Genomic DNA, 16,683 nt, shown 5'->3' on the forward strand with positions numbered 1-16,683 from the left:
GACCTGGGCGGTGTGGTCGGCGCGCACCCGGATCTTTGTCAAGCCGGGCAGGGCTTGCCCGGGGAGGCCCGGAAGGGGTGACACGCAGGACTGGGCGGCAGGACCTGGAGCGGCGGAGCGGGCGTGGTCGGTCCTCGCCACCGCGTGGTCGTGCGCCGTGACCGCGGACGGCGCCCGGGAGGAGTGCGTCGGCGCACACAGTGAGCGGCGACGGCGGTGTGCTGCTCGACGGTGCCCGAAGACGGTGCCCCGGCCCCCGCCGCGCTGCGCGCACGGCGCCGTGCTGGAGTTCGCCGACGGCACCCGTACCGGTGCGCCGACGCATCCGGGCCCGGCTGTGGCTCGACGGCCGGTTCTCCCGGCGCGGGCCGCCCGGCTCCCGTTCACGCTCACCCGCGAGGTGCTGCGCCGCCCCTTTGGGGCGGTGCTGATCGACCCGGAGGAGCACGCGGCCGCCCGGTCCGACCCACCGGCCTCCGCCGAGGCGCGGTCGCTCACCCGCCTCGCCGACTCCCACCCGGACCCCGTCGAGCGGCTCACCCGGCTCGTCCGGCCGGACAACCTGCACGCCGCGACACGCGTGGCACCGCTGGCGGTGGATCGGCACGGACTCACCCTGCGCACCCGCGCGCACGGCGACCCACGGCCGGCGTTCCACACCCCCGCCGACGACGGCTCACCGGGTGGATGCGCGCACTGCTCGCCCGTGCAGGCACCGCCGGCTGCCCGGGCTCCCTACAGCGGCACCACGCAGACGGCGCCCGGCGACGCGAACGGCTCATTCGCCCGGGTGAGCGCCCCGGTACCGGTGTCGACGTGGAACACGCTCACCGTGCCGGAACGCTGGTTCGCCGTGAACAGAAGCCGGCCGTCCGGGGTGAGCGCCAGATGGCGGGGGAAGGCCCCGCCCACCGGCACCGTGTCGAGCAGCCGCAGCCGGGCGCCGTCCTCCTCGACGGCGTACCGGGCCACACTGTCGTGCCCCCGGTTGGCGAGGAACGCGAAACCGCCGTCCGGCGCCACCACGAACTGCGCCGGGTAGTTGGTGGCCTCCCCGCTCGCCCCGGAGGACTGCGGCTCACCCACGGTCAGCCGCCCGGTCTCCGGGTCGTACGCGCAGACGGCCACCGTGTCGTCCACCTCGTTGGCCAGGTAGGCGTACCGCCCGTTCGGATGGAACGTCAGATGACGCGGGCCCGCGCCGGGCCGGGTGCGCGCACGGGACACCTCGCTCAGCGTGCCGTGCCCGGTGTCCAGCCGGTAGGTGTAGACGGTGTCGGTGCCCAGATCGACGCAGAGCACATGGCCGCCGTCCGGGCTGGTGATGAACTGGTGTGCGTGCGGGCCCCGCTGGCCCGGTCCCGGCGCCGGGTCGGCGTGCGTGACCAGCGCCGTGCGCTCACCGGGCCCGCCCGAGGCGCCGAGGGGATGCACGGCGACACTCCCCGAGCCGTAGTTCGCGCTCAGCAGCCACCGGCCGCTCGGGTGCACCGACAGATGGCAGGGCCCCGAGCCGCCCGTGCTCCGGCTGCCCAGGACGTGCCCGTCCGCCAGCCGTACCGCGGTCACCGCGCCGTCCTCGCGCTCGTCGACCGCGTACAGCGTGTGCCCGTCCGGATGGACGGTGACGTACGAGGGGTCCGGGATCTCGGCCGGCGGCCCCGCCTCTGTGACCGCGCCGGAGACCGGGTCGTAAGCGGCCACGGTCACACCCTTGCCGCCGCCCTCGGCGGAGGTGTAGGTGCCCAGGTACAGCGGGCGGGGCCCCGGTGCGGTCCTGCGGCGGCGCGCCACCGGAGCGGGATCCGGAGGCGGCGCGGCGGGCGCGGGAACCGCCACGACGGCGGCCGTGCCCGCGACGGCGCCGACGAAGCGCCGTCTGCTCCAGCCGTCCCGGCCCGTCCGTGCGTCCAGGTCCATGCCGCCCCTCCAGTGCTCATCCGTCACCGCGGTCCCGGGCCACCCTGTCGCGGACCGGCCGCCGAAGGCAAGACGGGGTGCGCGTCGACCGGCCCGCCCCCTCGAACGTCCCGCCACCGGTCGCGCCTCCCCTCACCCAGAACGCCCACCGACCCCCGTACGGTTGCGCCACAGGTCCTCCTGTACGCCCAGTCGCTGGCGCAGCCGGTTCACGCGGGGCATCTTCGCGCGCTGCTGGCGGGAGACACGGTCCAGTTCCTCCAGCAGGCGGCGGCTGCGGTGCTCGGTGTCCAGCTCGTCGATGATGCGGCTGACCTCGGTGAGGACGGCGCCCAGCAACTGCCAGTCGTCGGGGTCCTCCCCGACGTGCGTGAGGAGCTGCTCCGCGAGCCGGTCGCGGGTGGCGGCGGCGGTGTGCAGCTCGGCGGTGAGCCGGGACTCGGCCGACTCGGCGTTGGCGCTCAGGTCGGTGGTCACCAGGACCGCGAAGCTCACCACGGCGTCCGCGATCTCGGAGAGCACCTGCTCCACGGTCTGCCCGATCGGCGGGGGGAACAGCTCCTTGGCGCCGCGCGCCTTCGCCAGGTCGGTGAAGGAACGGGCCAGTACCCGCAGGACGACCGTGCAGATCTCCAGGGTGTCCAGGCCGGTGCGCAGCACCACCCGGTGCAGCAGGCCCTCCTTGACGCGCGGGTTGAGCCTGAGGCTCTCCTCGGCCTGCCGCAGGGCCGCGTCCACCTGAATGATGTCGTGGTCCAGCCGGCGGGCCTCGTGCAGCCGTTCCGCCGCCCGCTGCCAGGGGATGGCGCCCGCCGCCTCCTCACCCATCCGGAGCATGAGCTGGCGCAGCCGGCGGGCCAGCCACTCGATGGACCGCCCGGCCGCGTCCACCCACACCGGGGGCGGCAGCAGCAGATTGCAGGCCATGCCGATGACGGCACCGATCAGGGTCTCCACGATCCGCGCCCACGCCGTGTATCCGACCGTCGTGACGCCGAGCACGAGCATCGCGCTGATCGCCACCTCGTTCACGTACTCGTCCACGCGCACCAGGTGACCCACACTCAGCGCGGCCACCAGCAACAGGGCCAGGCTCCACCAGGTCAGACCGACCAGGAGGCTGAAGACGATGGCGACCAGCACGCCCGTCACCACGGCGTTCACGCGGCGGATGCCGTTGGTGAGGGTGGCGAAGAAGGTGACCTGGACGACCAGCAGGGCCGTCAGGGGCGCGGTCAGCGGTGCCGGTTCCGGGCTGAGCCGGAGCGCGATCACGTAGGCGACCGTGGCCGCGGCGGCCGACCGCAGTGTCTGGACGACCACCGGCTCCCGGCGACGCGCGACCATGCGCCGCAGCGCGCCGGCCCACTCGCGTCGCCGCTGCGCGTCCGTCCACTTCCGTAGGTCTGGCATCCTTTGGCGTCTTCCCTTTCCGCAACCGTGCCGAACGGGGCCGTTCGAGCACCGTGTACGCGAGAGGGACGGCCCTCAGACGTACAGGCGATCGACGAAGGCGTCGAGGTTGCCGCCCGCGCGGGCGATCTGCTCCTCCGTCGTGAGGCTCTCCTCGAACCTGCTCCCCGACTCCGGCACCTTCTTCCCCCGGACATACAGGGAACACGCCAGGTCGGCGCACATGTACACGCCGACGGAGTTGCCCTCGCGGCCCGCCGCCCCGGCCTTGCGGGCGGTCATCAGGGAGACACCGCCGCCGCGATGGGTCGTCAGGCACACCGAGCACATGCTGCGGTGCTGGAAGCCGCGCCGGACCGTCGGGTGGCGCAGCGCGATGCCGACGAGGGCCGTCCCGCGTTCGAGGACCAGATAGCTGCGGTCGGGCGCGCCCGGATCGCGCCAGCCCAGGAAGTCCAGGTCGTCCCAGGGGCGTTCGGTCAGGTCGCGGGGCACGGTCAGCCGCTTGGCGTCGCCCTTGGAGCAGTTGACGAAGGAGGCGCGGATGTCCTGCTCGGTGAGGGGTCGCATCGGAGGATTCCTTCTGTTGTAGCCATGAGCCTAGGGGGTCTAGGTTTACAAGGGTATAGAGCGCCGGCGTGCCGGGCCAAACGGATTTCCGGGTGCCGTCCCCTACTCGGCTTGGGCGCCCCGCAACCGGGGCGGCCAGACGCCGGGCGACAGCACGCCCTGCGCGTAGGCGCGGGCGACCAGTTCGGTGCGGTTTGCCGCGTGCCAGCGGGCCGAGAGGCGGCGCAGGTGATACGCCACACCGTCCCGGCTCAGGCCCAGCTCACGGGCGGCCCGGCCGGTCGTGGCGCCCCGGGCCAGCAGCGCCAGCACCGCGCCCTCGACCGGGGTGACGGGCGCGGGCCCGCCGGAGGGTTCCTCCTCGCTCTCCCCGAGCACCCGGAGCATCACCAGCAGCGCCGGCGTCTCGTCCGTGGAGTCGCTCACCGGGTCGGCGGTCAGCTCCCCGTACCGCTCCGTCCCGCCGGGCGCGTTCCAGCGCACGGACACCTGGTAGCGGGAGCGGTGCCGCAGTCGCAGCGCCTCCGCGATCCGCTCCACCTGGCCCGCCTCCTCGGGACGGAACAGCTCCAGCACGTCGCGGCCGCTGAGCTGTCCCGGTGACGTACCGCACTCGGCGGCCATCGCCGGGTTCGCCATCAGCACCCTGCCGTACACGTCACAGACCGCGACCGGCACCGCGACCCGGTCGAAGAGCATCAGGGCCCGGTTGCGCCACACCACGGCATCCGCCTGCCCCCACTCCACGCCAGCCTCCCAAGGTGCCGAGCCGTCCCCGCCATCCAAGACGAAAACCCAGGTCAGCGGCAACCTGGGGCGCGATCCGGAACCGGTCCGCAAGAGCCCGCGCCCACTTTCCACTGCACGTTCGTGTAGTGGCCGCGCACGGGCGTGCCCCATTGCTGGAGCACGCTGGGAGACGCCAGCCCCCCCACGCGAAACGCCGTCCCGCGAAAGGCAGTTGCCGCGCATGCCCCCCACCGCACCGCACCCCGGGCCCCTCGCACTCACCTCAGTGCCGGTCGTCGACATCACCGCCACCGGGCCGACCCGCACCCCGATCCAGCAGGTCATGGAGCTGATGCGGACCCACGGGCCGGTGCTGGTGCGCCGGCTGCACGGGCGCGAGGCCCTCTTCGTCGCCGACGCCGACCTGATCGCCGACCTCGCCGACGAGGACCGGTTCGCCAAGCACATCGGGCCCGCGCTGGAGAACGTGCGCGCCTTCACCTCCGACGGCCTGTTCACCGCGTACAACGACGAGCCGAACTGGTCCAGGGCCCACGACATCCTGATGCCCGCCTTCGCGCTCGGCTCGATGCGCGCCTACCACCCGGTGATGCTGAAGGTGGCCCGGCGGCTCGTCGAGGCATGGGACCGCTCCGCCCGCGCCGGGCAGCCGGTCGACGTCCCCGGCGACATGACCCGGATGACGCTCGACACCATCGGCCTGGCCGGGTTCGACTACGACTTCGGCTCCTTCGAGCGCGCCGAGCCGCACCCCTTCGTCGAGTCGATGGTGCGGTGCCTGGAGTGGAGCATGACCCGCCTGGCCCGGGTGCCCGGCGGCGACCACACCGCGGCCGACGCCGCCTTCCGGAAGGACGCCGACTACCTCGCCGGGGTCGTGGACGAGGTCATCGCCGCCCGCACCGGCACCGACCAGAGCGACGCCACCGACCTGCTCGGGCTCATGCTCACCGCCCGGCACCCCGCCGACGGCGCGACTCTCGACCTGGCGAACATCCGCAACCAGGTCATCACCTTCCTCATCGCCGGCCACGAGACCACCTCCGGCGCGATGTCCTTCGCGCTCTACTACCTGGCCAAGCACCCCGCCGTGCTCCGCATGGTCCAGCGGGAGGCCGACGCCCTGTGGGGCGACGCCGCCGACCCCGAGCCGTCGTACGACGACATCGGCAGGCTCACCTACACCCGGCAGGTGCTCAACGAGGCGCTCCGGCTGTGGCCGACCGCCGCCGCCTTCGGCAGGGAGGCCCGCGAGGACACGCTGCTCGGCGGGCGCATCCCGCTGCGCGCGGGGCAGGCCGTCCACGTGCTGGCGCCGATGCTGCACCGCCAGCCCGTCTGGGGTGACAACCCCGAGCTGTTCGACCCCGACCGCTTCACCGCCGAGGCGGAGGCGGCCCGTCCGGTGCACGCCTTCAAGCCCTTCGGCACCGGCGAACGCGCCTGTATCGGGCGGCAGTTCGCGCTGCACGAGGCGACCATGCTGCTCGCCATGCTGGTTCACCGCTACCGGCTGCACGACCACGCCGGCTACGCGCTTGACATCAAGGAGACCCTCACCCTCAAGCCCGAGGGCTTCACCCTCATCCTGACCCCGCGCACCGACGCCGACCGCGTCCACGCCCCGCTGCCGGGCGCCGCCGCCGTGACCCCCGCCGCGGACACCGACACCCGGGTGCTGCCCGCCCGCGTCCGCCCCGGCACCGCCGCGCTGTTCCTGCACGGCAGCAACTACGGCACCTGCCGTGACTTCGCCGGACAGCTCGCGGACGAGGCCGCCGGGCTCGGCTGCACCACCGAGGTCGCCCCGCTGGACGCCTACGCCGACGGCCTGCCCGCCGACCGGCCCGTCGTCATCGCCGCCGCCTCCTACAACGGCCGCCCCACCGACGACGCCGTCGCCTTCAGCGCCTGGCTGGAGGGCGGGCACGACCTCACCGGCGTCACCTACAGCGTCCTCGGCGTCGGCGACCGCAACTGGGCCGCCACCTACCAGCACATGCCGACCCGCATCGACGCCCGCCTCGCCGAGATGGGCGCCACCCGGCTCACCCCGCGCGCCGCCGCCGACGCCTCCGGCGACCTCACCGGCGCCGTCCGCGACTACACGGCCGCGCTGCGCACCGCCCTGCTGACCGAGTACGGCGACCCCGACGCCACCGCCCCGGCCGACGAGCCCGAGAACGCCTACGAGGTCCGCGCCCTGACCGGTGGCCCGCTGGACGCCCTCGCCGATCGGCACGAGCTGGTCCCGATGACCGTCACCGAGGCGTACGACCTCACCGCGCCCGGACACCCGCGCGCCAAGCGGTTCCTGCGCGTCGCCCTGCCCGACGGCGTCACCTACCGCACCGCCGACCACCTCACCGTGCTGCCGGTCAACGCCACCGAGACCGTGGAGCGGACCCTCGCCGCGCTCGGCGCCGACCCGTACACGGTGCTCGACATCCGCGCCACCCGTCCGCGCCGCGACGGCCTGGCCGTGGACCGCCCGCTCACCGTGCGCGAACTCCTGACGCGCCACGTCGAGTTGCAGGAGCGGCCCACCGCGCGCCAGCGCGAACTGCTCGCCGCCGCCAACCCCTGCCCGCCCGAGCGCGCCGCCCTCGCCGCCCTCACCGGCGACGACCCGCGCACCCTCCTCGAACTGCTGGAGGACCACCCCGCCCTGCGCGAGGCCCTGGACTGGCCCCGGCTGCTCGACCTGTTCACCCCGCTGCGCCCGCGCCACTACTCCATCTCCTCCTCCCCGGCCGCCGACCCGCGCCACGCCGACCTGATGGTCTCCGTGCTCGACGCCCCGGCCCGCTCGGGCAACGGCCGCTACCGGGGCACCGGTTCGGGACACCTGGCCGGTGTGGAGCCCGGCGACACGGTGTACGCCCGGGTCCAGCCCTGCCGGGAGGCGTTCCGCACCGACACCTCCACTCCGGTCGTGCTGATCGCGGCCGGCACCGGCCTCGCCCCGTTCCGCGGCGTGGTCACGGACCGTGCGGCCGCCCGCGCGCAGGGCGCCGAACTCCCGCCCGCCCTGCTCTACTTCGGCTGCGACGCCCCCGACGCCGACTATCTGCACGCCGCCGAACTGAGCGCCGCGGAGAAGGCCGGAGCGGTCTCGTTGCGCCCCGCCTTCAGCGCGGCCCCCGTGGACGGCGCGCGCTTCGTCCAGCACCGGATCGCCGCCGAGGCCGACGAGGTCTGGGACCTGCTCGGCGCCGGGGCGAGGGTCTATGTCTGCGGCGACGGTGCCCGCATGGCACCGGGAGTCCGTGAGGCGTTCCGTGTCCTGTATCGCGAGCGCACCCCCGGCGCGGACGAGGCGGCGGCGACGCGATGGCTGGACGAGCTGGTCGGCACCGGCCGCTATGTGGAGGACGTGTACGCGGCCGGCTGAGCGGCACCCCGCCCCACCCGCACCCCCTGGAAATCTCACAGCATGAAATAAGGGGGACCGCGAAGTCGTGCCCGGCCTGCGACGAAGGGTATGTTGCAGGTCGGGCACGGGTCGGAAGGGGCCACATGGCGGGGCGGAACGGGCGCACGGTACGCGATCTGAGGCGGGGCAACCGCACGGCCGTGCTGCACAAGCTGTACTTCGACGGCCCCCTCAGCCGCTTCGAACTGGGCCCGGCCACCGGACTCAGCTCCGGCTCGGTGAGCAACGTCGTGGCCGATCTGATCGCGGACGGACTCGTGGAGGAGGCCGGCAGCGTCGACTCCGACGGAGGCCGCCCGCGCACCCTGCTCCGGGTGGCCCCGCACAGCGGCCAGATGATCGGCGTGGACGTCGGCGAGACCCGCGTCCGCGTCGAGCTGTTCGACCTCGCCCTCACCGAACTGGCCCGCGCCGAGCGTCCGCTGACCCGCCCCGGATACGACGTGGACGACATCACCGGCCACATCCGGGACGGTGTCGCCGAGGTGCTGGCCGCCGGTGCCGCGAGGCCCGAACGGCTGCTCGGGGCCGGGGTGGGCGTACCCGGCATCGTGGAGCACACCGCCGACCGGGGCGCGGTGGTGCACGGCCAGACCATCGGCTGGGACGCCGTCCCGCTGGAGCGGCTGCTCCGCGCGACCTCGGGGCTGCCCGAGACCGTGCCCTGCTTCATCGACAACGGCGCCAAGACGCTCGGTCAGGCCGAGATGTGGTTCGGCGCCGGCCGCGGCGCCCGCAACGCCCTGGTGGTGCTGTTCGGCTCCGGTGTCGGCGCCTGCCTGGTCACCCCCGAGGTGGAGCACGGCCGCGCGGTCGAATGGGGGCATCTGACGGTAAGGGTGCGCGGACGCCGCTGCCGCTGCGGTGCGCCCGGCTGCCTGGAGGCGTACGCGGGCGCCGAGTCGCTGCTGGCCCGCTGGCGGGAGCAGGGCGGGCGCCCGCCGGAGGGCACCGACGAGGAGACCGCGCTCACCGCGATGCTGGCCGCCGCCTACCCGGCCGGCGACGCGGCACCCGACCCGGTCGCGCTCGCCGTGCTGGAGGAGACCGCCGAGTACCTGGGCGCGGGCCTCTCCGACCTGATCAACCTCTTCCAGCCCGAGCGCATCCTCATCGGCGGCTGGGCCGGGCTCCAGCTCGGCACCCGCTTCCTGCCCTCGGTACGCCGGCACGCGGCCACCTACGCGCTCAGGCACCCGGCGGACCGGGTCACCATCGACCTGGGACGGCTCGGCCCCGACGCGGTCACCGTGGGCGCGGCCATCCTGCCGCTGGCCGACTTCTTCGGCCGGGGCGGCCGCCGCGCCGAAACGGCGTCCGAGAACCGGCCGCCCGCCTGGCGGGCCGCGCTGGACGAGCGCATCCCGCGCTGAGCCCGGGCACGAAGATGCCCCGGCCGTGACGGGGGAATCACGACCGGGGCGGTCCGTCGCGGACGGGGTCCAGGTCAGGGCGGTCCCGCGTCCACATGTCGTTCAACGGGCAACCGGAGGGTGACGTTCCCGTCAGCGAGGTGATCCGGGTCACGCGGGAGAACACCTGGTCAGGACGCCGGTAGCCGCCCCTCGCGGGTCCAGTCCAGCAGCGCGTCGGCCGTCCAGGTGTTCACCACCCGTTCGGCGGGCACCCCGCACTCCTCGGCGCGGGCGCAGCCGAGGATCTGCCAGTCCAGCTGTCCCGGCGCGTGCGCGTCGGTGTCGACGGAGAACAGCGTCCCGGCCTCCACCGCCCTGCGCAGCAGCCGTCTCGGCGGGTCCAGCCGCTCCGGCCGGCAGTTGATCTCCACGGCGGTACCCGCCTCGGCGCACGCGGCGAACACCTCGTCCGCGTCGAAGGCCGACTCGGGCCGCCCGCGCCCGGTGGTCAGCCGGCCGGTGCAGTGGCCCAGCACGTCGGCGTGCGGATCGAGGACGGCGGTCACCATCCGGCGGGTCATCGCGGCCGCGTCCATCCTGAGTTTGGAGTGCACGGACACCACCACGACGTCCAGCCGGTCCAGCAGCTCCGGCTCCTGGTCCAGCGAGCCGTCGTCCAGGATGTCGCACTCGATGCCGGTGAGCAGCCGGAACGGCGCCCAGCGCTCGTTCAGCGCCTCGACGAGGTCGAGCTGCTCCCGCAGCCGCTCGGGGGAGAGGCCGCGCGCCACGGTCAAGCGGGGGGAGTGGTCGGTGAGCGCGGTCCACTCGTGGCCCAGCCCGGCCGCCGCCCAGCCCATCTCCTCGACGGTGCTGCCGCCGTCGGACCAGTCCGAGTGGGTGTGGCAGTCCCCGCGCAGCAGCGCCCGCAGCTCCTCGCCGCCGTCCGCCGTCAGCGGCCCACCGGCGTCCTCCTCCAGCGAGCGCAGATAGGCGGGTGTCTTCCCGGCCACCGCCTCCTCGGCCACCTTCGCGGTCTTCGGGCCGATCCCCTTCAGCGTCTGGAGCGTCCCCGCGGAGATCCGCCGGGTGATCTCCTCCTCGGGGAGGTCCCTCAGTACGCGCGCGGCCGTGCGGAAGGCCCGCACCCGGTAGGTGGGGGCGAGCGAGCGTTCCAGCAGGAAGGCGATCCGCTCCAGCGCCGCGACGGGTTCCATGGTCATCTCCCGGCTCCGTACGGATCTCCAGGGTTGCCCACCGGGGCGTTCCGCGCACGGCGGCGGCCCGGACGGCCCGTGCGGACAAGCCGTCCTTGCCCCCCGCGTTCTACGCTCGGATACATGACCGAACAATCCACTCCGTACATGTCCAATCCGCGCATCCGGGTGCTCGGAGTCTGTGAGGGCAGGCCGGGTTCGCCGCCCTTCCGGGTCATGGAGGTCGACGGCGAGGTGATCGGCGAGGTCACGTCCATCACGGGGGTGCTGGAGGCCGCCGCCGCCCGCGGCATCGTCATCCACGATCTGGACGACCCCGACGTGGTCCGCTGGGTCGGCGGCGACAAGTTCACCTGGCGGTTGCACGGCGGCGCCCGCCGGGGCAAGGGGTAGCCGCCTCGCGAGGCACGGCACCGGCCCCCGCTCCCTGATCCGGCCTGATCCGAACGAAAGACGCTAGCCGACCGTCCACTTCTGGGCGGCGGTGCCGTTGCAGGTCCAGAGCTGGAGCCGGGTGCCGTTGGCCGAGTCGGCGCCCGTCACGTCCAGACACTTGTCCGCCTGCGGGTTGACGATGTCGTTGGCCGAGGACACCACCCACCTCTGGTTGGCGCTGCCCGCGCAGTCCCACAGCTGCAGGGGCGTACCGTCCGCCGTGCCGTTGTCCTTGAGGTCCAGGCACTTGCCGAGCGCACGGATCGTGCCGTCCGAGCCGACCGTCCACTGCTGGGCCGCCGAGCCGTTGCAGTCGTAGAGCTGTACGGGGGTGCCGTTGGCGGAGTTCGCCGCCGCCACGTCCACGCACTTGCCGGCCAGGCCCCGGATGGCCTTGCCGCCCGTCGGGCCGCCGCTCGTGGTCACCGACACCGAGTCCACGACGAGCTGCGCCGGTAGCCGGGTCGACCCGTCCGGGTCCCCGGGCCAGTAGCCGCCGACCGCGAGGTTGAGGATCAGGAAGAACGGCTTGTTGAACACCCAGGTCCTGCCGCCCAGGTCGGCGGGGGTGCGCCGCTGGTAGACGTTGCCGTCCACCGTCCAGGTGATGGAGTCCGGTGCCCAGTCGACGGCAAAGGTGTGGAAGCCGTCGGCGAAAGCCTGCCCGCTCGGCAGCGAGTAGCCCGCGCCTATGCCGCCCGAACCCGAGTAACCGGGTCCGTGGATGGTGCCGTGCACGGTGGAGGGCTCGAAGCCGACGTTCTCCATGACGTCGATCTCGCCCGAGTCCGGCCAGTTCACCGGCGTCCCCAGCATCCAGAACGCGGGCCACATGCCCTGACCGCGCGGGATCCTCATCCGGGCCTCGACGTGCCCGTACTGCGCGTCGAACTTGCCCGAGGTGTTCAGCCGGGCCGAGGTGTACTGGCAACTGCCGTACCAGCACTGATAGTTAGCTGGATTCTCCCGCTTGGCGGTGATGACCAGGTGACCCTGGCCGTCCAGGGCCGCGTTACCGGTGCCCGAGGTGTAGTACTGCCGCTCGTGGTTGTTGACGTTGTCTCCGGTCTCCAGCGTCCACTTGGAGCCGTCGACGGCGGAGCCCGCCGGGCCGTCGAACGAGTCCGAGAACGTCGCCGCCGCGCCGGCCGGGGCGGCGGCCGTATCGGCCCCCGCGGGACCGACGGCCGCCGCGCCGACCAGCGCGGCGGAGAGAGCGGCAAGGAGGCATCTGCGGAGCAGGCGTGGGGATGCCATGACTCTCCGTTTCACGTGGGGGAGTGATGCCTCTTGTTCTAGAGCCCGGGACCGGGGCCGTCAACGGCTTGGTACAGACCAGCGATCGGGGCCCCGGCGGCCCGGCGGAGGGTGGTCAGTCCTGAACGGTCTTGGGCCGCCGTGCGTGCACCGCCCGCCCCAGCCGGCGCCCCAGCAGCAGCCAGCCCAGCAGCGCACCGGTGGTGTTGAGGATGACGTCGTCGATGTCGAAGGCCCGTCCGGTGATCAGCGCGCCCTGGGTCAGTTCCACCATCAGCATCACCAGCGCGGTGAGGAACAGGACCTGGAGGACGCCCCGCGCCCGGGGGGCCAGCACCGGCACCAGCACGCCGAACGGCACGCCCAGCAGGACGTTGCCGCCGATCTGCTTCAGGGTGTCGCGCACCGTCCCGTAGTCGAAGTAGGCCTTCAGGGAGTGTCCCGGCCGCATGTTGCTGTGCGTCAGGGCCTCCGAGGCGGGTGACGGCTCCAGGGTGATCCGGGCCAGCGCGATGGCGAACGCCACCATGAACACGAACGCCAGCAGCATGATCGGCAGCCGGATCGGCAGCGGCAGCGGCCTGCGCTCGGCCACCACCGGCTCCGTCACCGCGGGCTCCGTCACCGTGGGCTCGGTCCCGGAGACCGGCTCCGGCCCGGTCTTCTCCGGGCGTCCCCGCCGCAAAGGGGCGCGCAGTACGGTCGGCAGGCGTAGGGCGGTACGGTCCATGCGGTCGTCCTCCAGTCGTGAACATCCCCGTGAGAAGCAGCGAATGCCCGGGAAGCGGCCGGTGATGCCGGACCGGGCAGGATGTCAGGAGCCGTACGACACGCGTACGTCCTTGAAGCCGAGGGAGCGCAGCAGACCCTGGAGCATGCCGGTGGTGTTGGACTCGGCGCGCGCGGTCAGCTCGCTGTCCTCGGCGGCCTCGCCGATGTGCTTGACGGCCAGCTTCTGCACCGCCTGCTCGCCGTTGGGGTTGTCCGAGAACAGGTCGCCCAGCCGGTCGAGCAGACCGCGCTGCTTGGAGACGGCGTAGGAGCGGTCCGGGTCGAGCGCGGGCTTGCCGAGCCTGGCGTGCGGCAGCTTCAGCACGGCGGAGGTGCGGTCCGCATTGACCCTCACGTCCTTCTCCCCGACCTTCCCGAGGTCGACGTAGGCGTCCACGGTGCCCGCGCCGACGTACAGGGTGCGGGTCCCGCGCAGCGCGTCGGGAAGGTACTTGGCGTTCTTCTCCAGGTCCACGACGACCTGGAAGTTGCCCGAGGCGGCCTCGTAGCGGCTCATGTCCTGGATGGACTGCAGCAGCGCCGGGCCCGAGCGGTCGCGGGACTCCGTGCCGAACAGGTCCTTGATGCCGGGCAGCACGGCCAGCCGTATCCCGGCGAACAGCAGTACGAGCACCAGGGCGATGGCCGCCAGCACCTTGACCCAGACCGGCGTCCGCCGGGGCCGCTGCTGGACCGGAGTCGTTCCGGCGGCCGTAGTCGTCTTTTCCACGGTTCTCCCTTCCCCTTCCTCGGATGCCCAGCAAGTAAGCGAACAGGCGAGCGAGTTGACCATCCCCCACCGCTGACGTACGTACCCCTGCCGCTCCGGTACGAGACCCGCCACGTCTGCCGTCCGGGCCGGGGCGGGAGCGGCCGGTAGCATGGCCGCTCACCCCGTACCGATCGTGCGAGGAGCGGATCGTGCGAGACATCGCCGTCTTCAGCGGCAGCGCCCACCCCCGGCTGGCCGAGGAGGTGTGCGCGCACCTGGGCGTCGCGCTGAGCCCGGCGCGGGTCAGCAGGTTCGCCAACGACTGTCTGGAGGTGCAGCTCCGGGCCAACTGCCGCGAACGGGACGTGTTCCTGATCCAGCCCCTGGTCAAGCCGGTGCAGGAGAACCTCGTGGAGCTGCTGATGATGTGCGACGCGGCCCGCGGCGCCTCGGCGGCCCGGATCACCGTCGTCATGCCGCACTACTCCTACGCCCGCTCCGACAAGAAGGACACGCCCCGCATCTCGCTCGGTGGACGCCTGGTGGCGGACCTGCTGGTGGCCGCGGGTGCCGGCCGGGTGCTCACCATGACCCTGCACGCTCCGCAGGTGCACGGCTTCTTCTCGGTGCCGGTCGACCACCTGCACGCGTTGCGCGAACTCGCCGCGCACTTTCGCCGGTACGACCTCTCCCGCACCACCGTCGTCTCCCCGGATCTCGGAAACGCCAAGGAGGCCGCCGCCTTCGCCCGGCTGCTCGGCGCCCGGGTGGCGGCCGGCGCCAAACAGCGGTTCCCGGACGACCGGGTCAGCATCAGCGCGGTGATCGGCGACATCGCCGGGCGGGACGTGATCGTGCTGGACGACGAGATCGCCAAGGGCAGCACGGTGCTCGAGCTCCTCGACCGCCTGCGGGAGCTGGGCCCGCACTCGATCAGGGTCGCCTGCACCCACGGCCTGTTCGCGGCGGGTGCGCTGAAGCGGCTGGGGGAGCAGCCGGACGTACTGGAGATCGTCTGCACCAACACCGTGCCGGTCCCGGAGGACGAGCGCACCGACAAGCTCCGGGTCCTGTCCGTCGCACCGGCGCTGGCGGAGGCGGTACGGCGCATCCACGACGGGGAATCCGTGAGCGCACTGTTCGAGCAGCCGGCCACGACCTAGTACTCCAGCAGGACTTTGCTGTCTGACCTGCGGGTTTCGCTGGGCGGCTGGAGTGTAGCGGGACTTCGATCGTGCGGGGGCGGTCTCACGGAGACCGCCCCTCGATCGTGCGACAACGCCGCAGGTAGTGACAGCGGCTGGGCAGCCTCTGAGGGTGATCACCGAGTATGCCGCCGCGCAATGGGACCTCGAACTGGACGATCTCTTCCTGACCATCGGGCACCGCTTCGGCCGAGTCGAGCTTCGCCGCCGCATGCGTGACTACGTACGCGGGCTGCTCGCCCCGGTGGCCCGCAAGAACAGCTGGCAGCTGGCCGAACAGGCCGGCCACCCCACGCCCGACGGCCTGCAGCACCTCCTCGCCGGATCGAAGTGGGAGCCCGATGACATCCGCGACGACCTGCAGGAATACGCCGCCGACAAGCTCGGCGAGGACGACGGCATCCTGATCATCGACGACACCGGGTTCATCAAGAAGGGCACTACCTCCGCCGGGGTCCAGCGCCAGTACTCCGGAACCGCCGGCCGGACCGAGAACTGCCAGATCGGCGTCTTCGCCGCCTACGCCACCACCCGCGGCCGGGCCCTGGTCGACCGCGAGCTCTACCTCCCGAAGTCCTGGACCGAGGACCGGGAACGCTGCCGCACCGCAAGGGTCCCCGACGAGCGGGAGTTCGCCACCAAAGGCGAACTGGCCCGCCACATGGTGCTGCGGGCCGTCGCCTCGCCACTGCCCATCGCCTGGGTCACCGCGGATTCCGCCTACGGTCAGGACAACCGATTCCGCCGGCTGCTGGAACAGTCGGGGGTCGGCTACGTGCTGGCCGTCCCCAAGTCTCAGTTCAGCGTGGGATGTTCACGGATCGAGGTTCTGTTCGCGCAGGCCCCGGACGAAGCGTGGGAGAACATCTCCTGCGGCGATGGCGCGAAGGGGCCCCGCGTCTATCACTGGGCAGCGGTGCGGCTGCCGGGCCGTCGCCGAGTTCGACTATCAGGGCGAGGTGCCTCACCGGATGCGGTGGGCACTGGCCCGGCGCAGCATCAGCAAGCCCGACGAGATCGCCTACTACCTCGCCTACGCGCCCCTTCAGGTCACCGTCCAGGAACTGGTGCGGGTCGCCGGGGCGCGCTGGGCGATCGAGGAGTGCTTCCAGGCCGCGAAGAACGAGTGCGGCCTGGATCAGTACGAGGTCCGCCGCTATGTGGGCTGGTATCGGCACATCACTCTGGCCATGCTCGCGCACGCCTTCCTGGCCGCCACGGCACGCCGGCCTTGTGAAAAAGGGGCGGAACAGGTGGGACACCCGGGGCCATCGAGCTCACAGTGGCGGAGGTTCGGCGACTCCTGGCAGCTTGTCGTGCCCGGCCCCCGCACCTGAGCGGACACCGAGGACTACACCACGCGCTGAGCTGGTCGAACTGGCGCCGCCGACGCCAAGCAGTCGCCCGCCGCTGTCACTACCTGCGGCGTTGTCGCACGATCGAGGGGCGGTCTCCGTGAGACCGCCCCCGCACGATCGAAGTCCCGCTACACTCCAGCCGCCCAGCGAAACCCGCAGGTCAGACAGCAAAGTCCTGCTGGAGTACTAGGGTCTTTCGTCCGGATCGGGCCGGATCAGGGAGCGGGGGCCGGCACCGGCCCCCGCGAGCCCGGCATGATCCGAACGAAAGGCCCCAGGTGTGC

The 16,683-nt window shown here is 72.7% G+C and carries 12 protein-coding genes and 2 pseudogenes; 6 read left to right on the plus strand and 8 right to left on the minus strand.

All coding sequences use genetic code 11. The features are described from left to right. Positions 1–31: 31 nt before the first annotated feature. A pseudogene (locus ACWCV3_RS10595) lies at positions 32–759 on the plus strand (hypothetical protein); the annotation flags it as partial. Here ACWCV3_RS10595 and ACWCV3_RS10600 read toward each other — a convergent pair. The 4 genes from ACWCV3_RS10600 to ACWCV3_RS10615 form a co-directional block, all read right to left on the minus strand. After that, positions 736–1,920, minus strand: coding sequence for a lactonase family protein (locus ACWCV3_RS10600; RefSeq protein WP_451221415.1), 1,185 nt, complete (start codon positions 1,918–1,920; stop codon positions 736–738). The pseudogene ACWCV3_RS10595 and the gene ACWCV3_RS10600 sit on opposite strands and share 24 nt — an antisense overlap. A gap of 132 nt (positions 1,921–2,052) precedes the next feature. Next, a complete protein-coding gene (locus ACWCV3_RS10605) occupies positions 2,053–3,333 on the minus strand; it encodes an FUSC family protein (RefSeq protein ID WP_451221418.1) in 1,281 nt (426 codons plus the stop codon). Positions 3,334–3,408: 75 nt separating this feature from the next. Then, the gene (locus ACWCV3_RS10610; RefSeq protein WP_451221421.1) at positions 3,409–3,903 is read right to left on the minus strand and encodes an FBP domain-containing protein; all 495 of its coding nucleotides are present in this window, start codon (positions 3,901–3,903) and stop codon (positions 3,409–3,411) included. Between the two features lie 102 nt (positions 3,904–4,005). Next, positions 4,006–4,602, minus strand: a complete 597-nt coding sequence (locus ACWCV3_RS10615; protein ID WP_451221508.1) for a PAS domain S-box protein — start codon at positions 4,600–4,602, stop codon at positions 4,006–4,008. A gap of 271 nt (positions 4,603–4,873) precedes the next feature. Here ACWCV3_RS10615 and ACWCV3_RS10620 point away from each other — a divergent pair, with 271 nt between their 5' ends. Further along, complete coding sequence (locus tag ACWCV3_RS10620; RefSeq protein WP_451221424.1) at positions 4,874–8,047, plus strand: bifunctional cytochrome P450/NADPH--P450 reductase; 3,174 nt, start codon at positions 4,874–4,876, stop codon at positions 8,045–8,047. 125 nt (positions 8,048–8,172) lie between these two features. Further along, entirely contained in the window at positions 8,173–9,462 is a 1,290-nt protein-coding gene (locus ACWCV3_RS10625) for an ROK family protein (protein ID WP_451221427.1), read from the plus strand. A gap of 170 nt (positions 9,463–9,632) precedes the next feature. On the opposite strand, the gene ACWCV3_RS10630 is transcribed toward ACWCV3_RS10625, so the two are convergent. Then, complete coding sequence (locus tag ACWCV3_RS10630; RefSeq protein ID WP_451221511.1) at positions 9,633–10,661, minus strand: PHP domain-containing protein; 1,029 nt, start codon at positions 10,659–10,661, stop codon at positions 9,633–9,635. 123 nt (positions 10,662–10,784) lie between these two features. Between ACWCV3_RS10630 and ACWCV3_RS10635 the strand changes: the two genes are divergently transcribed. Beyond that, positions 10,785–11,054 carry a hypothetical protein gene (locus ACWCV3_RS10635; protein WP_451221430.1) on the plus strand — a complete coding sequence of 90 codons (270 nt, stop codon included), beginning with the start codon at positions 10,785–10,787 and terminating at the stop codon, positions 11,052–11,054. 63 nt (positions 11,055–11,117) lie between these two features. Here the strand turns inward: ACWCV3_RS10635 and ACWCV3_RS10640 are convergent, their stop codons facing one another. The 3 genes from ACWCV3_RS10640 to ACWCV3_RS10650 form a co-directional block, all read right to left on the minus strand. Next, positions 11,118–12,353 (minus strand): RICIN domain-containing protein, encoded by a 1,236-nt coding sequence (locus ACWCV3_RS10640; RefSeq protein WP_451221433.1) that lies wholly within the window; start codon positions 12,351–12,353, stop codon positions 11,118–11,120. 115 nt (positions 12,354–12,468) lie between these two features. Next, positions 12,469–13,083 (minus strand): VanZ family protein, encoded by a 615-nt coding sequence (locus ACWCV3_RS10645; protein ID WP_451221436.1) that lies wholly within the window; start codon positions 13,081–13,083, stop codon positions 12,469–12,471. An 84-nt stretch (positions 13,084–13,167) separates the two neighbouring features. Beyond that, on the minus strand, positions 13,168–13,854 hold the full coding sequence (locus ACWCV3_RS10650) for a DUF4230 domain-containing protein (RefSeq protein WP_451221439.1): 687 nt from the start codon (positions 13,852–13,854) through the stop codon (positions 13,168–13,170). 191 nt (positions 13,855–14,045) lie between these two features. Between ACWCV3_RS10650 and ACWCV3_RS10655 the strand changes: the two genes are divergently transcribed. Both ACWCV3_RS10655 and ACWCV3_RS10660 read left to right on the plus strand, forming a co-directional pair. Next, positions 14,046–14,999, plus strand: a complete 954-nt coding sequence (locus ACWCV3_RS10655) for a ribose-phosphate diphosphokinase (protein WP_451221442.1) — start codon at positions 14,046–14,048, stop codon at positions 14,997–14,999. A gap of 154 nt (positions 15,000–15,153) precedes the next feature. After that, positions 15,154–16,378: pseudogene (locus ACWCV3_RS10660) on the plus strand (IS701 family transposase). Positions 16,379–16,683 lie beyond the last annotated feature (305 nt).

Source organism: Streptomyces sp. NPDC001781 (genome assembly GCF_053596035.1).

Bases quoted from the DNA above. Each gene is read 5' to 3' on its own strand.
- ACWCV3_RS10610 (WP_451221421.1), bottom strand. From the start codon at position 3,903: ATGCGACCCCTCACCGAGCAGGACATCCGCGCCTCCTTCGTCAACTGC.
- ACWCV3_RS10620 (WP_451221424.1), top strand. From the start codon at position 4,874: ATGCCCCCCACCGCACCGCACCCCGGGCCCCTCGCACTCACCTCAGTG.
- ACWCV3_RS10600 (WP_451221415.1), bottom strand. From the start codon at position 1,920: ATGGACCTGGACGCACGGACGGGCCGGGACGGCTGGAGCAGACGGCGC.
- ACWCV3_RS10635 (WP_451221430.1), top strand. From the start codon at position 10,785: ATGACCGAACAATCCACTCCGTACATGTCCAATCCGCGCATCCGGGTG.
- ACWCV3_RS10615 (WP_451221508.1), bottom strand. From the start codon at position 4,602: ATGCTCTTCGACCGGGTCGCGGTGCCGGTCGCGGTCTGTGACGTGTAC.
- ACWCV3_RS10640 (WP_451221433.1), bottom strand. From the start codon at position 12,353: ATGGCATCCCCACGCCTGCTCCGCAGATGCCTCCTTGCCGCTCTCTCC.
- ACWCV3_RS10645 (WP_451221436.1), bottom strand. From the start codon at position 13,083: ATGGACCGTACCGCCCTACGCCTGCCGACCGTACTGCGCGCCCCTTTG.
- ACWCV3_RS10605 (WP_451221418.1), bottom strand. From the start codon at position 3,333: ATGCCAGACCTACGGAAGTGGACGGACGCGCAGCGGCGACGCGAGTGG.
- ACWCV3_RS10630 (WP_451221511.1), bottom strand. From the start codon at position 10,661: ATGGAACCCGTCGCGGCGCTGGAGCGGATCGCCTTCCTGCTGGAACGC.
- ACWCV3_RS10625 (WP_451221427.1), top strand. From the start codon at position 8,173: ATGGCGGGGCGGAACGGGCGCACGGTACGCGATCTGAGGCGGGGCAAC.